The following is a 23,608-nucleotide window of genomic DNA, read 5'->3' as shown; positions in this document are numbered from 1 at the left end:
GAACATGCTGTATCGAGCATGTCCCAAGGGGCTGGCGAATATTTACGCGCAGCGGACGGCGTACTGGTCGAGCGTGCGCTCGAGGTCGCCGAGGTTGACCGGTTTGACGAGGTGACAGTCGCAGCCGGCGGCCTTCGAGCGGGCGCGGTCGGCGTCCTGGCCCCAGCCGGTCAGGGCGATGATGGCGATGTCCTTGCCCCACGGGCGTTCGCGGATCTGGCGGGTGGCGTCGAGGCCGTTGAGGCGCGGCATGCCGACGTCCATGAGGATGACCTGCGGGCGGAAGGCGCCGGCGACCTCGACTGCCTCGACGCCGTCGTGGGCGGTGCGGACGTCGTGGCCGAGCATCTCGAGCATCATCGCCATGGCGCCGGCGCCGTCGTGGTTGTCGTCGACGACGAGGACGCGGCAGGCGGGGCCGTGGGCGAGCTGAGGGACGTCGGCGGGGGCATGCCGGGCCGCTTCGGCGAGCGCCGGGAGGCGGACTGTGAAGGTGCTGCCGCGACCCTCGCCGTCGCTGGCGGCGCTGACGCTGCCGCCGTGCATCTCGACCAGGCCCTTGACGAGGGCGAGGCCGACGCCGAGCCCGCCGGCGCTGCGCTCGAGGGTGCGATCGACCTGGCTGAACATGTCGAAGATCGAGGTCAGAGAGTCGGCCGGGATGCCGGTGCCGTTGTCGGTCACCGTGACGACGACGTCGTCGCCGCGGCGCTCGGCGGCGAGACGGATCCGCCCGCCGGGCGCGGTGTACTTGGCGCTGTTGGTCAGCAGGTTGCTGAACACCTGGGCCAGCCGGGTGAGGTCGGCGTCGAGCCAGACCGGCCCGGGCGGCAAGGCGAGCTGCAGGTCGTGGCCCGCAGCCTCGATCTGCGGCCGCGCGGTCTCGACTGCGCTGCCGAGCACGTCGGCGAGTAGGATCCGCCCGCGCCGCAGCTCGAGCTTGTTGCGGCCGATCCGGCTGACGTCCATGAGGTCGTCGATCAGCCGGACCATGTGCGACAGCTGGCGATCCATCATGTCCTGCGCGCGGGCGACCATGTCGGGGTTGCCGCGGGCGAGGCGGGTGACCTGCAGGCCGGTGCGGATCGGCGCCAGGGGGTTGCGCAGCTCGTGGGCGAGGAGGGCGATGAAGTCGTCCTTCTTGCGGTCGGCGTCGCGGAGCTGCTCGACCAGGCGCTCGCGCTCGGCCTCGGCGTGCCGGCGAGCGCTGATGTCGGTGAAGATGATGGCGACGCGGTCGCCGTCGCCGAGCTTGAAGGCGTAGACGTCGAACCAGCGGTCGCCGAGCGCCCTGGCCTCGTTGATGAACCGCGTCGGCCGGCCGGTGCGCGCGACCTCGCCGTAGAGCTCGAACCAGTGGGCGTCGTGGTCGGGAGCCAGCTCGCGCATGGTCTTGCCGGCGGCGTCGCGCAGGCCGGTGTGCTTCTCGAAGGCGGGGTTGACCTCGAGGAAGCGGTAGTCGACGGCGCGGTCGTCGGCGAACAGGACCTCGATGACGCAGAAGCCCTCGTCGATCGAGGTGAAGAGGGTGCGGTAGCGGGCCTCGCTCGCCCGCAGGGCCTCCTCGGCCTGCACGTGCTCGGTGACGTCGAGGGCGATGCCGTCCCACGCAGTGGAGCCGTCGGCCAGGTAGCGGGGGGCCGAACGGCAGTGCAACCAGCGGAGGTCGTGGCGGCCGCGGATCCGGAACAGACAGTCGAAGCGCTCGCGCTCGCGGAAAGCGGCGGTCTCGACGCGGGTCACGAGGGCGAGGTCTTCGGGGAGGATCCACGCGTAGAGGCCCATCGGGTGGGCCAGGATCTCGTCGGGCCCGACGCCCGAGATGGCCTCGACGCCGCGGCTGACGTAGCTGAAGCGGCGAGCGCCGTCGGGGTGCTCGATGACCTGGTAGATGAAGCCGGACGGCAGGTTGTCGGCGAGCTTGCGCTGGCGCTCCTCGCTGTCGCGCAGGGCGGCCACGGCGTCGCGGCGGGCGGTGATGTCGTAGTTGGCGCCGACGTAGCGGACCGGGCCCCGGCCGTCGGGCGTGGGCATCAGGTCGCCCTTGGCGGCGATCCATCGGTACGTGCCGTCGGAGCGGCGCACGCGGAATTCGGCGTAGCACGAGGCGCGGGCGCGGACGGACCGCTCGGTGTTGCTGCGGACGCCCTCGACGTCGTCGGGGTGCATGAGCGCGAACCACTCGGCGGCGTTCGGGGTCGGGTCGCCGAGCTTCAGGCCCAACATGTCGAAGATGGCCTCGGACCACAGGACCTCGCCGGTCTCGGTGTTCCACTCCCAGGCGCACACGCCGGCGGCCTGCAGGCCCAGGGAGAGGCGCCCGGCCTCGGCTGCGCGCGCGGCCTCGGCGGCGCGGCTGTGGGCCAGCTCCCGCGCGAGGCGGCGGTGCTGCAGGGCGTTCTCGAGCGGCCCGGCGGCGACCTGGACGCAGCGGCCGAGGAGCTCGGCGGCGCGGCCTTCGAGCCGCCCGGGCCGGGCGAAGTAGAGGGTGAGGACGCCGAGGACCCGGCCGTCACGACCGATCAGCGGGACGGCGTGGAGGGCCCGGATCCGGCCGGGCGCGGCCTCGCGGGCTTCGACTGCGAGAGGGTCGAGGTCGGTGTCGGCGACGACGACGGGGGCGCCCCGCTGGCAACACAGCAGGCTGACGCTGCCGAGCGGCGCGAGCGCGTCGAGGGCGAGGCCGAGGCTGGTGCCGAGGCCGGGGCTGCAGTCGTCGTGGACGAGGCGCAGGATGCCCATCTCGGCGCCGACGAGCGCGGCGGCCTCGGCGAGGGTGGCGACGAGGATCGGGCCGGGCTCGAGACCGGAGGAGAGCCGGACGCCGAGGTCGAGCAACCGCTCGAGCTCGCCGCCACCGGCCAGGGAGAGAGCGCGCTCGACCGTGGCCTCGGGGGTAGCGTCGGCGGGGCGCATCCGCGAGAGAGTGTAAGGGTGGGTATCGACGCGGCCAATGTGGGGTCTGCGTGCGTGGAGGCGGTGGGCGCCGCGGGACGGGCGGGGACGAGGGTCCGAGGGCGCGCGCGCGATCGCGGCCTGCGGGGGCCCGGGGCGGTCCACGGCGCGGCGGTGGCGGCGCGTCCGGACTCGGCTGGCCTTCGGAGCAGGTGCCGCTCAGGGCGAGTCGATGTCGACGTCGAGGCAGAAGTGGGCGAACGGAGAGTCGTACCACTCGCGCAGGTTGGTCAGCGGGGAGTCGCAGAAGTCGCCGGGATCGTCGATGGCGACGAGGCCGTCGCCCGGGGCCATGCCCTCGTGATCGGTGTTGAGGACCAGGGTGGAGGTCGCGCCGCCGCCGGTGATCCGCAGGCAGAAGTCCTGGATGTCCAAAAGGACAGGCGGGTCGAGGTCGAAGCTGCGGTAGGCCATGCCGGCCGGGATCGGGCCGAGGTCGCGGGTGTCGAGCACTGCGAGCACGGGGGCGTGGTTGCCGGGGTCGTAAGGGAGGACGTCGAGCTTCGCCGTCGGCTCGCCCTCGGCGAAGCGGATCTGGAAGCCGAGGCGGGTGAGCTGCAGGGGCGGCGCGGCCGGGGCAGTGAAGCACTCGACGGCCTCGATCTTGGCCGAGACCGGGTCGCCGCCGCTCATGCAGAAGGGACCGTCGACGCAGTTGGCCAGCTCGTACGGGCGCAAGGTGACGGGGCCCGGCAGGCCGGTGGTGGTGTCGACGGTGGTGCCGATGGTGGTGGTCGTGGTCGAGGGCGCGACTGCAGTCGGATCGCTGTCGTCGGTGGTCGACGCGGGGCCGGTGGTCGGGACGCCGGTAGTGATGGTGCCGGTGCCGGTGCTGGTGCCGGTGGTGGCAGCGGTGGTCGAGGCGCTCGCGCTGTCGCTGGCGCCGTCGAAGCCGGGGTTCGGGCGCAGGCATCCCCACAGGACGAGGACGGACAGGTGCGCGACGCGAGGCCTCACGCGGAGACTCTATCGCCTCGAGCGGGCGGAAGCCAGGCGGCGGTCAATGGTTGGCGCGGTGCAGACGGACCTCTTCCATGTCGAGCTGCTCCTCGGCGGCGCGCAGGACTTCGTGATCGTAGGTGCCGTCGCGGCGGGCCAGCAGCAGCGCCCGCTTCTGCGCGTGGACCAGGTCGATCATGAGTTTGTGGTGCTCGGCCCGCAGGTCGGCCTCGACTGTGAGGTCGGTCTGCGAGGCATGGAGGACGGCGGCGTGGTGGGCCCGCACGCGCTGGACTGCGTCGCGCTGGCGGTGCTCGCCGGGGTAGTGCTCATCGAGGTGGGCGAGGGCGGCGGCGGCGAGGCGGGCCGACAGCGCCTGTTCGTCGCGGGCGCGCCTCACCTCGTCGCCGGAGCCGAAGCGGAGCAGGCGGACGACGAGCGGGAGGCTGATGCCCTGCAGCACGAGGGTGACGAGGATGACGACGAAGGTGATGAAGAGGATGAGGTGACGGTGCGGGAAGGCGGTGACGCCGTCGGCGAGGGTCAAGGGCACCGCCAGCGCCGAGGCGAGCGAGACGACGCCGCGCATGCCGGCCCAGGCGATGACGACGAGGGCCTTCCAGTCGGGATCGGGGGCGTCGGCGGGCCGCGAGCGGCGCAGCCGCAGGGCGCCGGCGGCGGCGAACACCCAGACGAAGCGGACGACGATGGTGAGCAGGCTGATGGCGAGGGCGTAGCCGGTGGCGTCGGCGAGGGCCTCGGAGCCGAGGCCCTCGGTGGTTTGCGGCAGCTGCAGGCCGATGAGGATGAAGACGAAGCCGTTGAGGAGGAAGACGAGGGTGCTCCACACGAAGTTGGCCTGGACGCGCGAGGTGGCGGCGAGGAAGTCGTGCGCGCGCGCCGACAGGAACAGGCCGCCGGCGACCACCGCGAGGACGCCGGAGCACCCCAGGCCCTCGGCGGCGAGGTACATGAGGTACGGGGTCATGACGGTGAGGCTGGCGTCGACGCTCGGGGCGCTCGGCAGCAGGCGGTGGAGGGCGTAGACGAGCACGGCGACGGCGAGGCCGACGCCGACGCCGCCGAGGCTGACGCGGAAGAACTCGCCCACGACGTCGACCGCGACGAAGCTGCCGGTGACGACGGCGGCCAGGGCGAAGCGGAACACGATCAGCGAGGCGGCGTCGTTGACGAGGCTCTCGCCCTCGAGGATGCCCACTGCGATCCGCGGGACCCGCATGCCGTGGAGGACGCTGGTGGCGGCGACCGCGTCGGGCGGCGAGATGATGCCGCCGAGCATGAAGCCGAGAGCGAGCGAGAACTCGGGGATGAGGGCGTGGGCGAACAGGGCGACGGCGCCGGCGGTGCACAGGACGAGGCCGAAGGCCTGCAGGGCGATGGGTCCGCGCAGCCGCACGAACTCCTTCCACGGGGTGAACCACGCGGCCTCGTAGAGCAGCGGCGGCAAGAACACCAGGAACACGAGGTCGGGGTCGAGGCTGACGTGCGGGGCGCCGGGGACGAGGCTGAGCGCGAGGCCGCCGAGGACCAGCAGGATCGGGTAGCTGATGCCGAGCCGGCCGCTGAGCACGTGCAGCACGCCGATGGCGAACAGCAGCGAGAGGACGAGCAGGAGTTCGTGGTGCAGCATCGGCGCGCTTCGAAGCTAACGCGGGCCGACGAGGCGGTCCACGTCAGACGTCGGGGTCGCGGGGCGAAGCTGGCCCGGGGGACAGGTTGACGACGGTGGCGCCCCATCCGCCGCCGCGGTGGCCGCCGAGGCGGTAGCCGACGACGCGCGGGTGACGATCGAGGATGGCGTGGACGGTCCGCCGCAGGGCGCCGATGCCCTTGCCGTGGACGATCCGGACCTCGGTGATGCCGCGCGCGAGGCAGACGTCGAGGTACTCGAGGACCAGGCGCTTGACGTCCTTCGGGCTGAAGTTGTGGAGGTCGAGCTCGCCGTCGACCGGGAGCTCGGCGGCGCTGTCGGAGTCGGCGAGGGCGCCGAAGAAGCCGGCGCGGCCGGCCCATGGGGCCCACGGCAGCGGCGGGGCGGCGCTCGGGCGGTAGGCGGCGGGCCGCGGCGAGGCGCAGTGATGGACGGTGACGGCGGCGCGGGCGAACGGGTTCCACGGGCGGAGGCCCTGGACGGGGCCGGGCTGCCAGCGCTCGCCGACGCGGAGCTCGAGGGTGAAGCGGCCGGGGCGACCGGCCCAGCGCTCGGCGACGATCCGCAGGTCGCCGAACAGGGCGGCGCCGATCAGGTCGAGGGCGAGGGCGGCGTGATCGCGGCCGTCGTCGTCGTCGGTGAGCTCGCAGGTGGAGGTCCAGCCGGACAGGTCGACGGTGACGCGGGCGCCGCGGAGCTGGACGTCGAGGTCGAGGGTGCCGGCGGTGAGGCGGGCGCCGTCGTCGGTGCGCGCGGCCTCGCGGCCTGCAGCGGCGAGGAGGGCGTCGAGTTCGTGGCCGAAGGCCTCGCCGGGAGCCATGACCCGTCCAGTGTAGGGGCGGTCGGCGGCGAAGGGCCAGGCGCGGCGGCGAAGGCGTGCTAGAAGCGGGCATGAAGATCGACATCGACGGGGCGCCGACGTGGGTCGGCAGCGGCTATCCGGCGCCGTTCGACGCGCCGTGCCTGGATCGCAAGCGGGTCCGGCTGGGCGCGGCAGCGGGGCTGTCGCAGTTCGGGGTCAACCTGCTGCACCTGCAGCCGGGCACGTGGTCGAGCCAGCGCCACTGGCACTCGCGCGAGGACGAGTTCGTCTACGTGCTGGCCGGCGAGGTGGTGCTGGTGACGAACGCGGGCGAGACGGTGCTGCGCGCGGGCGAGTGCGCGGGCTTCCCTCATGGCGTGGCCGACGGGCACCACCTGCAGAACCGCGGGACGGAGGTGGCGGTGGTGCTCGAGGTCGGGACCGACGACAAGCGGGACGTGGCGGAGTACCCGGACGTCGACCTGCGCGCGACGCCGGACGGGTACGTGCACCGCGACGGGACGCCGTATCCGCCGCGCAAGTGACTGCCAATTTGGCGGGGCCGCGGGCGCGGATCGCCGCGCTGGCGCGTCGCTGCGGGTGAACGCGCGCCCGCGAGGCGGCGGCGGCTCGGTTCTCGCGCTGGCACGGGGCGTGCTCATGGGAGGTCATGGACCTCTCGCTGCCCCTCCGTCTCGAGTCCCTCCAACAAGCCCTGGTTCGCCGCGCGTGCGCATGGGTCGTCGGCCTGGCGTCGACGGTGATGATCGCCTTCGTCGCGCTGCGGCCGCGACCCGCGTGCGGGTGCATGACGAAGGAGCAGATCGCGGCGACGGAGAACCTCTGGCTGATGGCGGCGGCCGAGCAGTTCGAGCGCCAGCACGGCCGCTGCCCGCGCGACCACGCGGAGGTGCGGATCGCCGGGCTGGCCCCGAAGGTCGCCGCGGACCCGTGGGGCCGCCGCTACGAGCTGAGTTGTACGCCGGGGGCGCTGCGCGTGTGCTCGCGCGGCGCGGACGGGGTGCGCCCCGGCGACGACGTGTGCGGGGGCGCGGTGCGCCTGCCGGCGCTGGCGGTCCGATCGACGGCGGACGACATGGTCCCCTAGACATGTCCCTTGGGACATGCTCGATAAGGCATGTCCTGGAGGACATGCCCCGGAGGACCGGTCAGCCCGGCGCGGGGCAGGCGGCCGAGGTGGTGAGGTCGGTGTTGTTGGCCTCGTTGCACTCGGCGACGTCGCCGTTGCCCTGGCTGGCGTGGTCGACCTCGACGAAGTAGTCCGCGGGCATGTCGACGGGCGGGGCCTGGATCAGCAGCTTGACCTTCTCCGAGCCGCCGGGGAGGAGGGCGGTGGCGGTGACGGTGCTCAGCAGCAGGGTGCCGGTGGCGTCCTGGCCCTGGTAGAAGTCGACCGCGACGCCGGCGGGCACGCCGAGGGCGCCCTCGTTGCGGACCGTGGCGATGAGCTCGAGCTGGTCGGCGCAGAAGCCGAGGCCGATCGAGAGCTCGACGGTGAGGTCGGGGGCGTTGAACACGCCCTCGCCCTGGACGTTCTGGCGGTAATTGTTGAGGCCCGGCGTGGTCCAGTTGTCGGCCTCCTTGGCCGGGACGTTGCCCGCCGAGGTGGTGCCGGTGACGTGGTAGGTGTGCTGCGTCCACACGCGCCGCGTCGGCACCCAGCCGTCGCCGGCGTCGCCGTAGAGGTACACGCCGCGGCGCTGCTGGTAGCCCGGGGCGTTGCAGCCGCCGCCGTTGGTGGCGACCATGAGGATCTCCGAGTTACCGTCGGCGTCGGCGTCGACCACCAGCGGGTACTCGTGGACGGTGGCGCTCGAGTTCTCGATCTGCAGCAGGACGGAGCCGTCCTTGCCGGAGTAGACGCGGGCGTAGCACTCGTCGTTGTAGGTGACCTCGGCGGCGCCGTCGCCCTGGAAGTCGAACACCGACGAGCCGGTGGCGTTCGACGACTGATCCTGGGTGGTGGCCGACCAGCGGCGGTAGATGGCGCCGGCCGGCGGCATCGGGTCGTTGTTGGGCTTGACGATCTCCTCGCCGTCGCGGTTGAGGTCGTACACGGTGTAGCGCGAGGCGCCGGCGACCGCGAGCTCGGGCCGGCCGTCGCCGTCGAAGTCGGCGACCGTGGGGGGGCCGCCGAGGCCGCCGCCGGGGACCGCCGCCGGCTGGGTGCGCATGGCGTCGTTGTTCTCGCACGCGACGCCGGTCGGATCGATGCCGCACCACAGCTTGCCGGTGAGGCCGTCGAGCACGCGCACGTTGCCGCTGGCGGCCAGGACGACCTCGGGGGTGCCGTTCTGATCGAGGTCGGCGATCGCCGGCCAGCCGTCGGTGCCGTTGTTGTTGTTCCACAGCTCGGTGACCGCGACGGTCGGCGGGTCGCCGGCGGTCCAGGCGACCGACCAGGCCTGCTTGCCGCTGACGATCTCGGGGTAGCCGTCACCGGTCAGGTCGGCGACGGACGAGATACCGCCGAGGTAGCCGGCCGGCGAGCCGACGATGCCGCCGTTGTTGTTCAGGTTCCACACGACGAGGCCGTCGTGGTCGAGCAGCATGGCGCCGACGACGATCTCGGCCTGGTCGTCCTCGTCGAAGTTGGCGAGGGTGATGCCGCCGTTGTCGAAGCGGGTGGTCGGCGAGAGGGCGTTCGGGTTGGGCGAGTGCGAGGTCCACAGCCAGTTGCCCGTGCCGTCGACGGCGTGGATCGGGCTCTTGCCGCCGCTGACGCGGCCGGGATAGACGATGTCGGGCAGGCCGTCGCCGCTGACGTCGCCGATTGCGACGGTGGTGCGGCCCTGCGAGCCGAACTTGTTGTTGTTCGGGTCGTGGTCGATGCGGAACTTCTCGAGGCCGGTGGCGCCGTCGAGGACGATGATCACGCCGACCTGGTAATCGTCGGAGTCCTTGTAGCGGGTGGTGTTGATGACGACCTCGGGCACGCCGTCGCCGTCGAGGTCGGCCACCGCGGGGCTCGAGAACACCTCTTCTTCGGTCCACGACCACTCGGGGACGGCGTTGAGGGTCTCGAACTCGGGCACGATCTCGCAGGTCAGCGGATCGGGCTGCGGCAGGCACTGGCCCAGGGTCTGCTCGCAGTACTCGCCGGGCTGGCAGTCGTAGGAGTCCTGGCACGGGGCGCCCGGGGTGACGCACTCGGCGCCCGAGCAGACCTGACCGGCGGCGCAGCAGTCGAGGCTCGGGCCGCAGTAGACGCCGCTGTCACATGTCGGCAGACAGTTGTCGAGGAGGCACTCGTTGCCGGCGGGACAGCAGGTCGCGGGCTGACCGCACAGGGTGCCGCCCTCGCACAGGTCGTCGCCGGTGGTGCTGGTGCCGGTGATGGCGTCGGTGGTGCTGCTGGTGGCGTCGGTGGTGACGGCGGTGGTGCCCGTCATGGTCTCGCCCGCGGTCATGCCGCCCGAGGTCGGACCGGTGGTCGGCACGCCGGTGCTGGTCGGCTCCGTGGTGGCGGTGCCGTCGGTGGTGACGCCGGTGCTCGAGGCGGTGCTGCCCTCGCTGGCAGTGACCGTGCCGCCGCTGTCGCCGCAGCCGACCGCGCCGACGAACCACATCAACCAACCCGTACTCCGACCCAACCTTGTTCCCTGCATCGCCGGCGAAGATCATCACAGGACCCTGGGCCGATCAACCGGCGGACCCCCGGGCTGTTTCTGCGCTTGTCCGCGAGCGACGACGGTCCTCGGGCCGCATCCGAGGCGCGACGAACGCGGGGCCGCGATGTCACTGGTTTGTGAACGCAGGTGGGCTCGCCGTTTACCGCCGGTTGACGCGCGGGCGAGAAGCGAGGCCCGGTCGTGTCCGTCGACGCGTCACGCTCGACGAACCGCGCGCGGACGCCGGTCGTCGCCAACCGCAGGTACCGATGTCACACCCGATCTTTCGTACACTCATGGGCACGCTCGTGTGCGGCGCCCTGGCTTGCGCCTCGTCGCCCGAGCGTCTCCGCGGCCTGGACCGGCGCTTCTACCAGAACCTCGACGGCGAGAAGGACCGCGCCGAATACCTGAAGGTGCCGAAGGCGCAGCGCCAAGCCTTCCTTCAAAAAAAGGGTCTTTGGGACAGGTGGCAGGCGCTCCCCGAGGCCGAGCGCACGGCGGCCAAGCGCGGCGAGCTCAAGGCCGGGTCGCAGGAGTTCGCGGCGTTCATGGCGTGGGGCCCGCCCGCCGACACGCAGCGCCGGAGCGCCGGCGAGCGCGAGGTGGCGTTCCACACCTTCATCCGCTGCACGAGCGGGCCGAAGACCGGCCGCTACGTGCAGGCCACGAGCACCTGCGACGGGACGTTCAACGAATGGGAGGTCGCGGTCGAGGGCGGAATCGTGACCGAGATCAAGCTGCTGCATTGAGGGGCCGGCGAAGACCTCGCGCGCGCGGCCGGCGGCGCACGATTCCCGAACGCGGCGACGCGCGACGGACGACGGCGCGCGAATGCGCGGGGTGCATGATTCGGTGAGATCGAGGGGCCGGCGCGGCCGCGGCGATCGACGATATGCGCAAGTGACAGCGGGTCTGCGCGCAGCCAGCCTCGCGCCATGAGCACTGCCAACGATCACGTCCACGTCGTCGCCACCCTCCAGGCCCACCCCGACCACGTCGCCGAGCTGGCGGCGCTGCTCGGCGAGCTGGCGCGCACCAGCCGCGCGCAGCCCGGCAACCTCCGCTTCGACGTCCACCAGCAATCGTCGAACCCGCACCAGCTCATCACCGTCGAGCACTGGGACGGGCTGGCGTCGGTCGACGCGCACATGACGAGCCCGCACGTCGGGGCGGTCCTGGGCAAGCTGGCGCCGCTGCTGGCAGTGCCGCCGCAGATCGTGCGCTACAGCCAGATCGCGTGAGGCCGCGGCTCAGCCGTCGGTCTTGCGGAAGCGATAGGCGAGCTGCGGGCGAGTGAGCCCGAGCAGGCGCGCGGCCGCGGCGAGGTTGCCCCCGGCGCGCTCGACTGCGCCGCGGATCAGGGCCTGCTCGAGGGCCTCGATGCCGGCGCGCCGATCGAGCAGGGCGTCGATGAGATCGTCGACGCCCGGGGCGGCCGGATCGCCGGCGGGACGGATCGGCTGCAGCACGCCGGCGGGCGCGAGCTCGAGGCGCGCGGGCGGAGCCTCGTCGCCGCCGAAGAGGTGGCCGCGATCGATCGGCTCGTCGTCGCCGACGAGCACCGCGGCGCGGGCGACCCGACCCCACAGCTCGCGCACGTTGCCGGGGTAGTCGTGGTCGAGGAGGGCGTTGTTGGCCGCCTCGGTGACGCCGCCCAGGCGCCGCCCGAGCGCGCGCGCCTGCTGGTCGAGGAAGCGGCCGAGCAGCAGCGGGATGTCCTCTCGCCGCTCGCGCAGCGGCGGCAGCCAGACCGGGAAGGCGCCGAGGCGCTGGACCAGCTCGTCGCGCACGAGGCCGCCGCGCCGCAGGTCGACCCGCGTGCTCGCCAGCCAGCGCAGGTCGTGATCGCCTGTGTCGAGGGCGTGGAGCAGGCTGTCCTGAAGGTCAGGTGCGAGGCGATCGAGGTCGGCGACGAGGAGGCTGCCGCCGCGGGCCCGCGCGAGCGCGTCGGCGAGGCCGCTGCGATCGAGGGCGCCGGCGCGGACGACCACGAAGGGGCCGGCGGCGCGGCGGCTGCGGTCGTGCACTGCGCGGGCGAGGTGGCGCTTGCCGACGCCGGGCTCGCCCTCGAGGAGGACCGGCAGCTCGGCGCCGGCGACCCGCTCGATCAGGGCCCAGGCGGCGCGCAGACCGGTGGCGCAGCCGATGACGGGGCCCTCGGGGCGCGCGGGCGGCGTGGCGGCTTCGCCCGCGCTCCGGGTGGCGAGGGGCTCGGTGGCGAGGAACTCGAACTCGGGCGGGGGCGGGTCGTCGCCGAGCGGGCGGCCGACGATCCGGCAGTGACGCGCCCCGCAGGCGCGACAGGCGACCTCGCGGTAGACGATCGGCCGACCCATGAAGACGGTGGTGAAGCCGCTGGCGTAGCCGATCAGGGTCCAGCACACCGGCTCGGCCGCGCGGCCCTCGCTGCCCAGGTGGGCCTCGACCTCGGCGGAGCTGCGCCAGGCGAACTCGCCGCGGTAGTGGCCGCGCTCGATGTCGAATTGCACCTCGAGCGGGCGCACCGCGACCATGCCCTCGAGCGCGTGCAGCTGCGGGCCGGCGGCGAACAGGTCGTAGTAGCTGGCGGTGCCGCGGACCCGGCGGGCGTGCTCGCCGTCGCGTTGGCCGGAGACGTAGCCCATGCGCGTGAACACGGCCCGCGCCCGCGCGACGCCGAGAGCGGCGATGAGCTCGCGCCGCAGGGCCGCGAGGGCGCTGACGTGGACCAGGACCATGCGCTCGTCGCCGAGAGTGATCCGGCCGTCGCGCGGCGAGAAGCGCAGGTGCTTGAGCAGGTCGGCGCTGTCGGGCAGCCGCAGCGCGTCGTCGTCGCCGGCCGCGACGAAGGGGTTCTCCTCGCTCACGTCCGAGGAAGGTAGGCCCGGGCGAATGCGGCGATCAAGCCCGAGGTTCGCGCGCATGCTGCCGACGGGCGAAATTGCCCGGACGCGCGGGCGAGGACTCCCCCGGGCGCTGCGGCTGCCGGCGCTGCTGTAGACTCGCCGCGCGCATGCACCCCAACGCCGAGACCATCCAGCGCTTCTACACTTCCTTCGCCGCCCGTGACGCGGCCGGCATGGCGGCCTGCTACGCCGACGACGTGGAGTTCAGCGACCACGCGTTCCCGGGCCTGCGCGGGCGCGAGGCCGGCGACATGTGGCGGATGCTGTGCGAGCGCGGCAAGGACCTGAAGATCGAGTTCCGCGACGTGACGGCCGACGACCAGCGCGGCTCGGCCCACTGGGAGGCGTGGTACACGTTCAGCACCGGGCGGAAGGTCCACAACGTGGTCGAGGCGCGGTTCGAGTTCCGCGACGGCAAGATCGTGCGCCACGACGACGACTTCCCGCTGTGGGCGTGGGCGCGGCAGGCGGTGGGCCTGCCGGGGCTCGTGCTCGGGTGGACCGGCTTCTTCGAGCGCTCGCTGCAACGCCAGGCGCGGCGCCAGCTCGAGGCGTACATGGCTGGCCGCTCGTGAGCGGCGACCGCGGGCGCGGCTCATCGCCGGCCGCTCGCCCGCGGGCGGTGTGATGATTCGCGGCCCGGCGCGAGCGCTCGCGGCAAATCGCCTGAGACTGCTTGCGGGCCGGTGAAGCTGGAACACGGTCAAGCCGTGCCGCCACGCCCGGATTTCACCGGACGCGACTCCCGGCACAGGGGGCGATGTATGATGATTCGCGCGGGTCATGCGGTGGGCCGTCTCGTCAATGTCGCGGTCGCGTCGCCGTCGGTCGCGCTGGCGCTGCTCGCCGGGTGCGGCGAACCGGAGGCCGTCGGCACCGCGACGGAGTCGTTCGGCAGCGGCACCGGATCGGTCGACGACGGGCTCGAGACGATGGTCGGCTGGTCAGGCTCGAGCGGGTGGGTGACGACGGGCCCCGACGACCCGGTCGGCCCGTGCGGCGACGATCCGTCGTGCCTGCCCCCGAGCGAGACGGTGCCGACCGAGAAGCCCGACGGCCTGCCGAGCCCGTTGCCGGGGGTCTACGACGACCAGGGGCCGGCTCCGCCTGATGCGGGCTTCCGGGCCCTGATCGGCTTCCCGACCCGCCAGCGCAAGCTGCTCGAGGACCGCGTGGCGCTGATGTACGCGCCCGGCAGCCCGCTGTTCCGCCGCTACATGACGGTGGACGCGTGGATGGCCGACCACGCGCCGGACCCGACCGTGGTCGCGCTGATCGAGAACTGGCTGCGCTCGCGCGGGTTCACGATCGACTTCGAGGCCAAGAATCGATTGCTGGTCCAGTTCTCCGGCACGGTGGCCGACTTCAACGCGACGTTCCAGACCGAGCTGCACATTTGCATGCGCAAAAACCCGCTGTGGGAGGACCCGCCGTTCCCGGTCTATTGCACGCTCGACCGGTTCACGCTGCCGAAGTTCGTGGCCGAGCGCACCAACGGGCTGGCGAGCGCGGACCTGCCGACCGAGAAGGGCGAGCTGACGCCGGAGGTGGGCAAGATCGTGGCCGACCCGCCGGGGCCGGAGGCGTACGGGCCGCGGGCGTTCTACGGGGCGTATCACCTGCACCCGCTGTTCGACGCCGGGTTCGACGGGGGCGGCTCGTCGGTCGGGGTGGTCGCGGCCGGCACGTATCACGCGATCGACCTGCAGATCTTCTGGAAGTCGTTCGGGGTCGAGCGCGCGCTGCCGAAGCGGGTGGCGGTGATGGAGCCGGTGTTCGAGCGGGTGACCGAGACCGCGCTCGACGTGCAGTGGGCGACTGCGATGGCGCCGGGCGCCAAGGCGGTGGTCTACGAGGGCCCCGACGCGCGCAACACGTCGCTGCTGTTCACCTGGAACCACGCGATCACGGCCAACGAGGTCGACGTGTTGACGTTCTCGTTCGCCCACCGCGAGGACTCGGAGCCCAAGCCGCTGCGCCACCAGTACGACGAGTCGGCGCTGATGGGCGCGGCGCTCGGGATGACGCTGGTCTCGGCCAGCGGCGACTCCGGGATGCCCGACACGCCGTGCTCGAGCCCGTACGTGACGTGCGTCGGTGGGACGCAGCTCGTCGCCTCGCAGGAGGGGGTGATCGAGAAGGAGTGGGCGTGGGTGATGTCGGGCTCGGGGCTGGCCAAGACGTTCGCCCGCCCGTACTGGCAGGACGCCGACGTCACGGCCGACCGGCGGGCGATGGCCGACCTGGCGCTGAGCTCGTCGACCGAGTACCCGATGTGGATGCGCCGCTGGTCGAAGTGGGAGTACTTCGGCGGCACGTCGTTCGCCGCGCCGGCGTTCGCCGGGATGCTGGCGGTGGTGAACGGCTACCGCCGCAGCCTGGGGCTGCCGCGCGTGGGCTTTCTGAACCCCATCCTCTACGGCCACAAGCCGACCCGCTCGACCTTCCGCGACATCAAGTACGGCCAGACCGAGCACTATCACGCCGGGCCCGGCTGGGACTATCCGACCGGGCTCGGCGCCCCCGACATCGCCATGCTGGCGCTGGCGCTGCCGTAGCTGCATGTCCGAAAGGTCCTGTCCAAAGTGCAATGTCCTCGAGGGCATGCCGGATAGGGCATGTCCTCGAGGTCATTGACGTCACTGGCGGACGTCGCTCAGGCGCCGCCGCACGTCGTCCCAGGTCGGCGGCTGGTCGGAGGCGGTCTCGCTCCAATGGGTGGTCTCCCACCCCCTGGTGTGCTTGAGGCCGTTCTTGATCGCGTTGCTGTGGACGGTGCCGAACACGAACTTCATGCGCGCGGCGTCGTCGCGCCACAGGGTGATGGTGCGCGCGCTGCCGCATTTGTCGGACCACGCGAAGCTGGCGCCGAGCAGGCCGTCGTGGGTGAAGACGTCGCCGGCCGATGCGCACGCGCGTGAGCTTGTCGCAAGGGCAGTGAACGACGCCGGTGATCCGCGAGCGGGACCCGCTCGGCTACAAGGGCCCGTAGCTTGTGAAGGAGAACGACTTGAAGAATCTACTTTGGACGACCTCGGCGGCGCTGGCCCTCTGCACATTGAGCGCTTGCCCCGCGGAAGAGGCGACGACCGACTCGCCCGACACCGATACGACGACGGCCGCGCCCGCCACCGACACGGATGCGCCGACCACCGGCACGCCGGCGGCCTGTCCGGCGCCGACCGCGGGGCCGACGATGCACGACGGCGAGCTCGGGATGGACGAGGTGTGGAAGGCCGACGGGAGCCCGCACATCGTGACGCGCTTCGTGTCGATCCCGGACGGGGCGACGCTGACGATCGAGCCGTGCGCGGAGGTGCGGATGCAGGCCGAGGCGGCGCTGGTGTTCGGCCACACGAGCTCGACCGAGGTGACGACGCTCAAGGCGGAGGGCGAGCCCGAGCGGCCGATCCGGTTCGTCCGCGACGGCGAGGAGCCATGGAGCGCGCTGGTCGCCTACCACCCGGCGCAGCTGCTGCTCGCCCACGCGACGCTCGAGGGCGGCGGCTCCGACGGGTTCCTGCACAACGCGTCGCTGGTGCTGCGCGGCAACAGCGAGACGCCGACCAAGAAGCTGGCCCGCGTCGATCACGTGACCGTGAAGGACTCGGTCGGCACCGGGGTGCTGGCGCAGTGGGTGTCAGGCTTCTTGCCGGAGTCGACGCAGCTGGTGGTGACCGGCAGCGGCAACGAGGAGAACCCGTACCCGGTGCGCCTCGGCGAGCACACCCTCGATTCGCTGCCCGACGGCGAGTACACGGGCAACCAAATCGACAAGATCCACCTCGATGCGGAGGGCGCGAACAGCAGCGGCGGCATGCAAGAGGACGGGACGATGCACGACCGCGGGGTGCCGTACCACTTCGGCGAGTTCGCGGGCTCGCGCTTCAGCATCGGCGGGCCCGCGCAGCCGCTGACGACGCTGACGATCGAGCCGGGGGTGCAGATCGAGTTCCTGCCGGGGACCGGGCTGGAGATCGAGCACTGGACGAGCGAGACGGATCCGGCGACCGGGGCGCTGGTGGCGGTGGGCACGGCGGAGGAGCCGATCGTGTTCACGTCGGCGGCGGAGAGCCCTGCGCCCGGCGATTGGGTGGGCTTGTGGTACGGCAGCGTGCCGGCGGCCCACAACCGGCTCGAGCACGCGCGGATCGAGTACGCGGGCGGCGAGTGCGGCTGCGTCGGCTTCACGTGCACCGACGCCGACGAGGCGAGCATCCTGTTCATCGAGGGCGTGCCGGCGGGCGCGTTCATCCAGAACACGACGATCGCCCACAGCGCCAACCACGGGATCGCCCGCGGCTGGCTCGGCGGCGGACCTGACTTTTCGGCCAGCAACACGTTCGAGGACATCGCGGGCTGCGATCAGACGCTGCCGCGCGATCCGGACAACGGCTGCCCCGACGGCGACGGCTGCGGCTGAGCGGCCCCGACGAGGGCGGTGCGCTTCCGCCCGGCTCGCCGGGCGACGGCTCGCAGGCGCGCCGGGCCTCGCGTGCTTGCCGGCCGGTCGCGCCGGGAGGTACCGTGCTCGGCGTCGATGGCGGCCGCGACCCCGGAGATCACGAACATCGGCGACGCGCTCGCGGGCCTCGTCCACCAGTTCGCAGATCCGTGGGCGTTCCTCCGCGAGCTGGTGCAGAACTCGATCGACGCCGGCAGCCCGCAGATCGACGTGCGCATCGACCACGACCCGGCGCGCGGGACGATGATCGTGGAGGTGGCGGACGCGGGCGAGGGGATGAGCCGCGAGATCATCGACACGCGCCTCACTCGCCTGTTCTCGTCGGCGAAGGAGGGCGACTACACGAAGATCGGTCGGTTCGGCATCGGCTTCGTGTCGGTGTTCGCGATCGACCCGGACGTGGTCTGCGTCGACACCGGCCGAGCCGGCGAGTGGTGGCGGGTGGTGTTCCGCCGCGACCGCTCGTTCGAGCGCATCCGCCTGCACGACCCGGTCGAGGGCACGACGGTGCGGCTGTACAAGGCGGCGTCGGCGACCGAGGTCGAGACTGCGCGCGAGCGGGCGCGCGAGACTCTGGCGTATTGGTGCAAGCACGTGAAGATCGAGCTGCACCTCGACGGCGAGCGCGTGAACGGGCCGCTCGACATCGAGGGGCTGTGCAAGGTGCGGCACGAGGAGGAGGGCACGGCGCTGGTGATGGCGATCGTGCCCGAGGCCGAGGCGCTGCGCGGCTACTACCACGGCGGCCTGACGCTGCACGAGGAGCGCGACGCGTCGCTGCCGTACATCGCGTACAAGCTCGACTCGCGCTTCCTCGAGCACACCCTGACCCGCGACAACGTGATCCGCGACGCGAACTACGCCAAGGCGATGACGATCGTGCAGGAGGTGGCGCGCGGCCGGCTGCTGGACCAGGTGTTCGCGGCGCTCGAGCGGATCGCGGCGGGTGAGGCGGCGCCGGCAGACGAGCGCGAGCTGCTGTACCGCTGCGCAGAGGCGCCGTTCAACTTCCGCTACGCGCAGCCGCGCTGGCTGACGATGAAGGTGCTGCCGACGATCGGCGGGCCGCCGGTGGCGATGAAGACGCTGCGGGATCAAGCGACGGCACGCCCGGTGCTGTGCGCGACGGCGATGTCGCCGCTGGTCGCGGCGATGCGGGCCGACAAGCACTTCGTGATCGCGTGCGAGGCGAGGGACGCGATCGACACTCTGGTCTATACGGCGACCGCAGCGTGGGCGACGCCGATCTCGCAGTGGTGCACTGCGCTGCCGCTGGAACCCGAGGAGGCGCGGTCGTGGGCGCCGCTGTGCGCGGCGATGGCGGCGCTGCTCAAGGCGCGCGGCTGGAAGGTCCGCGAGGTGACCGTGGGGCGCTTCGATTACCCGGAGTCGGCGATCGCGGAGCGCGTGGCGATCACTCAGGGCCGCTTCGGCGAGGTCACGAAGGTCGAGGACATCGGCCTGCTGGCGACGGGCTGGCTGGCGAGCGGACGCGTGCTGGTGCTGTCGGCGCTGCACCCGACGCTGCTGCACCTGCGCGCGGTGGCGAGGCGCGAGCCGGAGCTGGCGGCGTACCTGGCGATCAAGTCGTTCTTCTTGCACGGCGAGCTGAGCTCGACGATCGACGCCGAGCTGGCGAGCACGGCCGCGGAGGCGCGATGGCGACGGATGGACGGTTGAACGACCTGGTCGACGAGCTGCGGGCCGGGGGCGAGGTCGACTCGCAGGGCCGCTTCACCCTCGACCGCGCGCAGGCGCGGGCGAAGATGCAGAAGTTCCAGCTGGCCGACGCGCGCCGCTACGTGCTCGAGCTGGTGCAGGCGGCGGTGCTGCGCGGGGCGTCGAAGATCGCGTTCGCAATCGACACCGACGACATGCACATGCGCTTCGACGGCCGCCCGTTCACGCGGGCGGAGCTCGACGAGCTGTGGGGGTCGCTGTTCGCCGACGGCGAGGGCGAGGACTTGCACGGGCTCCGGCAGCTGGCGCTCGGCCTCAACGCGGCGCTGGGGCTCGAGCCGCGGCAGATCGTGGTGCGCAGCGGAACCTGGCAGTTGCGCATGGCGCCGGGGAGAGAGGACGCGTTCACCGAGCTGGCGCATCCGGTCGCGGAGACGACGATCGACGTCGAGAAGCGGCTGAAGCTCGAGATGGTGGTGGAGTTCTTCCGCGACCTGCGCGGCAGCCTGGCCGAGGAGGTGTACCTGCGCGAGCGCTGCCGCCACGCGCGGGTCTCGATCACGCTCGACGGCAAGCCGATCGCGCACGGGCCACGCATCGAGCACGCGATGCTGACGCTCGCGCTGGCCGAACCGGAGGTGCAGGGGATGCTCGCGCTGCTGCCGAACACGGCGCCGGCGGAGGTCCACCTGGTGAAGGACGGGGTGTGGATCGACACGCACCCGCTCGCGGGGGTGGGGCCGGGGATCGTGGCGATCGTCGAGGCCGCGGCGCTGCGCAAGGACGTGTCGATGGCGAAGATCGTCGCCGACGCGGGCTTCGAACAGGTGGTGGGGCTGGTCCGCTCGACCCGCTGGGCCCTGTTGGCGCGCGCGCAGGCGGCGGTGGCGGCGGGGGAGCTGCGGCCGGAGTCGGTGATGCCGCGGATCCGCGAGGAGGTGCTGCAGTTCCTGAAGCTCCGCGACGTCCGCAAGCGGGCCGAGGTGGCGCCGCTGCTGGCGGCGATCACGTGGATGGAGGCGAGGACATGTTCGGATGGACATGTCCCGACAGTCAGCCTGGCGGCGCTGGCCGAGGCGGTGACGACGGACGGGGAGAGCGGGGTTCGCGAGCTGCGCTACGCGACGCAGAGCTACGCGGCGCTGCGGCCGGAGGGGCCGGCGATCCCGCGGGTGCCTCGCGCGGAGGCGGGGCATCTGGCGCGGCTGCTGTCGTGCAACATGGTCGCGGTCGACGAGGCGCTGGCGGCGGCGCAAGAGCGCGAGAAGGCGCGGCTGGCGTGGCAACAGCGGCGGACTTCGCTGCGGCTCGGAGAGGGCAAGCGCTACCTGTTCCGGGCGCCGCTGCCGGCGACGGAGACGATCCGCGGAGAGCTGGGGATCGCGGCCGAGGCGGTCGAGGGCGGGCAGGCGACGGGGCGGATCTGGCTGATCGCGCAGGGCTGCCTGCTGCGGGTCGTCGAGGTCGACTGCGGGATCGCGGGGCTCGAGCTGGCGGTGGAGGCCCCGTTCACGCCGAGCGAGATGTTCGACGACGCGGCCCGCGACGGGGTGGTGGTCGAGGTGCTGCTGCGCGCGCTGGGGAGCCTGCCGGGGCCGCTGGGCGACCTGGCCGGAAGGTCAGGCGGGACTGCGATCGACGCGGGGGTGCGCGGGCTGGTCAAGGCGTGGCTGCTGCTGGCGCTCGACGCGGAGACGCGCTCAGGGCTGTGGCAGCGGCTCGCGGTGCCGGAGGCGCTGCAGCCCGAGGCGGCGGCGGTGGCAGGATGGTTGCCGTCGCCGGCGCAGCTGCGCGCGGGCCAGGGGCCGCTGGCGACGCTGATGCACCTGCTGCTGTTCGAAGACTTCGACGGGACGCGGCGGTCGCTCGACGAGCTGGCGCGACGCCAGGCGCGGGTCGGTCGGCTCGAGGAGGTCGATCGCTCGGTGGCGCCCGAGCCGTCGCTGGGCCGCGAGATCGCGTGGCTGGGCCGGGGTGACCGCAAAATTTTGGGCGGGCTGCTCGGGGGTGAGGCGGCGCTGCAGTCGTGGGCGCCGACGCTGGCGGTGCGTCGCCGCGAGCGCAAGTTTTGGGCCCAGGCTGCGCTCTCGTCGGAGGAGCTGACGCGCGCGGCCCACGAGGCCTTGCGCGTTGCAGGCAACGAGCCGGCGCTGTGGTGCCACGTGTGGCGCGACGAGGAGGTGGAGGCGGTGCTGACGTTGCACCCGCCGGCGTCGCCCTTCCGGCTGGCGCGAGCGGTCGAGGCGGCGACGATCGAGCTACGGTTCGAAGGCCGGCTGCTGACGACGCGCACGCTCGATCTCGGCTTCGGGCCGATCTCGGGGACAGCGAACGCGAAGGGGCTGCGGCCGAACGCGAGCTGGGACGAGGTGGCGGACGAGGCGGCAGTGGCGACCGTGACGACTGCGCTGCGGCGGGCGGCGTGGCGACTGGTGGCAGGGGTGCTCGACCGATGGGTCCGTGGGACAGGGATCGAGGATTCGACGTGGACGTGGCTGCGCGAGCAATTGCTGCGCCGGGTGGCCGAGTCGACGCGCTCGGAGGTGCTGGCCGAGGCGCCGGTGCTGCTGCAGGTGCCGCTGTTCGCGACGGTGGGCGCCGGGGTGCTGAGCCTCGCGGAGATCGAGGCGGTGGTGGCAGCGGAGGGCCAGATCGCGTGGGTGCCGATGACGACGCCGGGGGCGTCATTGCCGGCGCCGCCGATCGTGCGCGAGGACTCGCCGGCGATCGCGGCGCTGCGCCGATGGGTCGGCGAGGCGCGGGTGGTGGACGGCGGCGAGCGGGTGCGGGCGCAACGACTGGCGCGACGCCTGGCAGACCTGCCGACGATCAAGTCGATGACGCTGGATCCGGCGAGCGTGTGGGCGAAGACATCGCTGGCCGACGACAAGGGCAAGGTCGAGGGCGAGGTGGGGCTGCGCCGCGGCGACGATGCGCCGACGCTGCGCATCGAGGTGTGCCTGGACGGACGCAAGATCGGCGAGTTCGTTCACGAGGACGCACCGGCGCCGCTGGTGGCGATCGTCAGCGACCTGGAGCTGCCGCTCACCAGTGCTGGCGAGGTCGACACTCGAGCGAAGCGCTACGGCAATCTGCTGCGCCGGTGCCGACGCGCGGCGACGGAGCTGATCGTGCAGCTGTGCGAGGGCTATGCGTCGCTGCCGGCGAACGAGCGCGCGCCGGCGCGGGCGCTGTTGCTCGAGTTCGCGGCGCGACGGATCGAGCGCGCGGCGAAGGATGGTTCGGAGCCGGGCCGCGCGGTCGAGGCGGTGAAGGCGTTGCCGCTGCTGATCGATGTGTGGGGCGAGCAGTGCTCGCTGGCCGAGGTCACGACGCGCGAGGAGAAGGTGTTCGAGGCGGTGACGCGGCCGGTCGAGCAACCGCCCGTCACGGCGCAGGCGGAGCGCAGGATCCTGGTGGCGGACCCGCCGGCGCGGCGCGTCCTCGCGGCGATCGGTGAGGTGAAGCTGCTGGACTCGCACTGGGACGAGGTGCTGGGGACGATCCGGGCGCTCGCGGCGGCGCCGGAGTGCAAGCTGCCCGACCTGCGCGAGGTGGCATGGGTCGATCGCAAGGCGACGATCGCGGGCGGCATCGAGGCGCATCTGTGGATCCCACGCTCGCCGACGAACGAGGACTCGGTGGCGCTGGCCCGCGCGGGACGAGAGGTGGGGCGCATCCAGGCGATACCGGCGCTGCCGTGCGCGGGGATCGTGAGCGGGTGGGGCCTGAACAGCGAGTCGGGGGCAGCAGTGTTGGACGCGCGCCAGCTCGGCAGCCTGGGCAAGCAGGTGTGCCGGCTGTACGAGACTCTGGCGAAGCAGGTGAAGTCCGGCGGCCGCATGAACGCGAGCGAACGCGATCGTGCGGCGAGCTGGCTGGCACACGTGGACGAGCTCCTGGCGAGCGATCCCGGCGGGATGCCGGCAGACCTGGGGAAGGCGCTGACGGAGCTCAAGACGGCGCTGGCGGAGATGGTGCCGCCGGCGCTGCGCAAGGCGCGGGCGAAGACGGCAGAGGCGGAGGCGCGCCGGCGGGGAGAGGCAGAGGCGGCCGCGCATGCGCAGCTGGAGGCGGCGAGGCGAGAGCACGAGGCGCGAGAGCAGGAGACGCGGGCGCGGGAGCAGGAGGCGCGGGCTCTCGCGGGCGCGGGGCAGGCTTCGGGGATTGCGGGAGGCGTCGGGCCGACGCCGGTGCCGAAGCCGACGCCCGAGCAGCAACTACTGGCGCTGGTCCGCGCGGAGCTCGAGTGGGCACGCGCTCGTCACGGGTCCGCGCTCGAGCATCTCCGCCTCGATCGCCTGGCCATCGGGACAGGCCGCGAGCCCGGCATCGCCCGCTTCGACGACGGCATCGTGCTGCAGCAGCGCCACTCGCTCATCGCCCGCGCGCTCACCCGTCTGGCCATCGACGAGGTGCCGGATCCGATCGACATGATGTTCGTGATGGCGAACGTCTATACGCTGATGAACGAGGTGGCGGAGGAGATCGGCGCGCACGACGAGCAGGCGTTCGTGGCCCGGCTGGCGGAAGGGCTGGCGGCAGGGCTGGGGTGAGGCCGCGCGCCGGGGCTTC

At 72.6% G+C, this 23,608-nt stretch carries 16 protein-coding genes; 9 read left to right on the top strand and 7 right to left on the bottom strand.

All coding sequences use genetic code 11. From position 1 onward, the window contains the following. Positions 1 to 42: 42 nt before the first annotated feature. From OV090_RS00460 to OV090_RS00445, 4 genes are all read right to left on the bottom strand, one after another. On the bottom strand, positions 43 to 2,916 hold the full coding sequence (locus OV090_RS00460; protein WP_267701447.1) for an ATP-binding protein: 2,874 nt from the start codon (positions 2,914 to 2,916) through the stop codon (positions 43 to 45). A gap of 198 nt (positions 2,917 to 3,114) precedes the next feature. Beyond that, positions 3,115 to 3,912 carry a hypothetical protein gene (locus OV090_RS00455; RefSeq protein WP_267701446.1) on the bottom strand — a complete coding sequence of 266 codons (798 nt, stop codon included), beginning with the start codon at positions 3,910 to 3,912 and terminating at the stop codon, positions 3,115 to 3,117. Between the two features lie 43 nt (positions 3,913 to 3,955). Further along, positions 3,956 to 5,545, bottom strand: coding sequence for a Na+/H+ antiporter (locus tag OV090_RS00450; RefSeq protein WP_267701445.1), 1,590 nt, complete (start codon positions 5,543 to 5,545; stop codon positions 3,956 to 3,958). A gap of 43 nt (positions 5,546 to 5,588) precedes the next feature. Beyond that, the gene (locus OV090_RS00445; RefSeq protein ID WP_267701444.1) at positions 5,589 to 6,386 is read right to left on the bottom strand and encodes a Smr/MutS family protein; all 798 of its coding nucleotides are present in this window, start codon (positions 6,384 to 6,386) and stop codon (positions 5,589 to 5,591) included. Between the two features lie 71 nt (positions 6,387 to 6,457). Between OV090_RS00445 and OV090_RS00440 the strand changes: the two genes are divergently transcribed. Together OV090_RS00440 and OV090_RS00435 are read left to right on the top strand one after the other, a co-directional pair. Continuing rightward, a complete protein-coding gene (locus OV090_RS00440; protein ID WP_267701443.1) occupies positions 6,458 to 6,913 on the top strand; it encodes a cupin domain-containing protein in 456 nt (151 codons plus the stop codon). A gap of 125 nt (positions 6,914 to 7,038) precedes the next feature. Further along, positions 7,039 to 7,476 carry a hypothetical protein gene (locus OV090_RS00435; protein WP_267701442.1) on the top strand — a complete coding sequence of 146 codons (438 nt, stop codon included), beginning with the start codon at positions 7,039 to 7,041 and terminating at the stop codon, positions 7,474 to 7,476. Between the two features lie 61 nt (positions 7,477 to 7,537). Here the strand turns inward: OV090_RS00435 and OV090_RS00430 are convergent, their stop codons facing one another. After that, entirely contained in the window at positions 7,538 to 9,958 is a 2,421-nt protein-coding gene (locus OV090_RS00430) for a CARDB domain-containing protein (RefSeq protein WP_267701441.1), read from the bottom strand. Between the two features lie 338 nt (positions 9,959 to 10,296). Between OV090_RS00430 and OV090_RS00425 the strand changes: the two genes are divergently transcribed. Together OV090_RS00425 and OV090_RS00420 are read left to right on the top strand one after the other, a co-directional pair. Continuing rightward, complete coding sequence (locus OV090_RS00425; protein WP_267701440.1) at positions 10,297 to 10,752, top strand: hypothetical protein; 456 nt, start codon at positions 10,297 to 10,299, stop codon at positions 10,750 to 10,752. 186 nt (positions 10,753 to 10,938) lie between these two features. Next, positions 10,939 to 11,244: a putative quinol monooxygenase gene (locus OV090_RS00420; RefSeq protein ID WP_267701439.1), complete on the top strand. Its 306-nt coding sequence runs from the start codon at positions 10,939 to 10,941 to the stop codon at positions 11,242 to 11,244. A gap of 9 nt (positions 11,245 to 11,253) precedes the next feature. Here the strand turns inward: OV090_RS00420 and OV090_RS00415 are convergent, their stop codons facing one another. Further along, positions 11,254 to 12,849 carry a XylR N-terminal domain-containing protein gene (locus OV090_RS00415; RefSeq protein WP_267701438.1) on the bottom strand — a complete coding sequence of 532 codons (1,596 nt, stop codon included), beginning with the start codon at positions 12,847 to 12,849 and terminating at the stop codon, positions 11,254 to 11,256. A gap of 146 nt (positions 12,850 to 12,995) precedes the next feature. Here OV090_RS00415 and OV090_RS00410 point away from each other — a divergent pair, with 146 nt between their 5' ends. Further along, positions 12,996 to 13,463: a nuclear transport factor 2 family protein gene (locus tag OV090_RS00410; RefSeq protein ID WP_267701437.1), complete on the top strand. Its 468-nt coding sequence runs from the start codon at positions 12,996 to 12,998 to the stop codon at positions 13,461 to 13,463. 213 nt (positions 13,464 to 13,676) lie between these two features. Further along, positions 13,677 to 15,446 carry a S53 family serine peptidase gene (locus tag OV090_RS00405; RefSeq protein ID WP_267701436.1) on the top strand — a complete coding sequence of 590 codons (1,770 nt, stop codon included), beginning with the start codon at positions 13,677 to 13,679 and terminating at the stop codon, positions 15,444 to 15,446. Between the two features lie 81 nt (positions 15,447 to 15,527). Here OV090_RS00405 and OV090_RS00400 read toward each other — a convergent pair whose 3' ends face one another. After that, positions 15,528 to 15,683, bottom strand: a complete 156-nt coding sequence (locus OV090_RS00400) for a hypothetical protein (protein ID WP_267701435.1) — start codon at positions 15,681 to 15,683, stop codon at positions 15,528 to 15,530. Between the two features lie 200 nt (positions 15,684 to 15,883). Here OV090_RS00400 and OV090_RS00395 point away from each other — a divergent pair, with 200 nt between their 5' ends. From OV090_RS00395 to OV090_RS00385, 3 genes are all read left to right on the top strand, one after another. Continuing rightward, positions 15,884 to 17,311 carry a hypothetical protein gene (locus OV090_RS00395; RefSeq protein ID WP_267701434.1) on the top strand — a complete coding sequence of 476 codons (1,428 nt, stop codon included), beginning with the start codon at positions 15,884 to 15,886 and terminating at the stop codon, positions 17,309 to 17,311. Between the two features lie 117 nt (positions 17,312 to 17,428). Then, positions 17,429 to 19,033 (top strand): ATP-binding protein, encoded by a 1,605-nt coding sequence (locus OV090_RS00390; protein ID WP_267701433.1) that lies wholly within the window; start codon positions 17,429 to 17,431, stop codon positions 19,031 to 19,033. Beyond that, on the top strand, positions 19,030 to 23,589 hold the full coding sequence (locus tag OV090_RS00385; RefSeq protein ID WP_267701432.1) for a hypothetical protein: 4,560 nt from the start codon (positions 19,030 to 19,032) through the stop codon (positions 23,587 to 23,589). The genes OV090_RS00390 and OV090_RS00385 overlap by 4 nt, the downstream gene beginning before the upstream one ends. Positions 23,590 to 23,608: the final 19 nt, after the last annotated feature.

The organism is Nannocystis sp. RBIL2 (assembly GCF_026626745.1).
Taxonomy (GTDB): domain Bacteria; phylum Myxococcota_A; class Polyangia; order Nannocystales; family Nannocystaceae; genus Nannocystis.
Note: the sequence above shows the minus strand (reverse complement) of the source record. Positions and strands in the feature narration are given on the sequence as shown.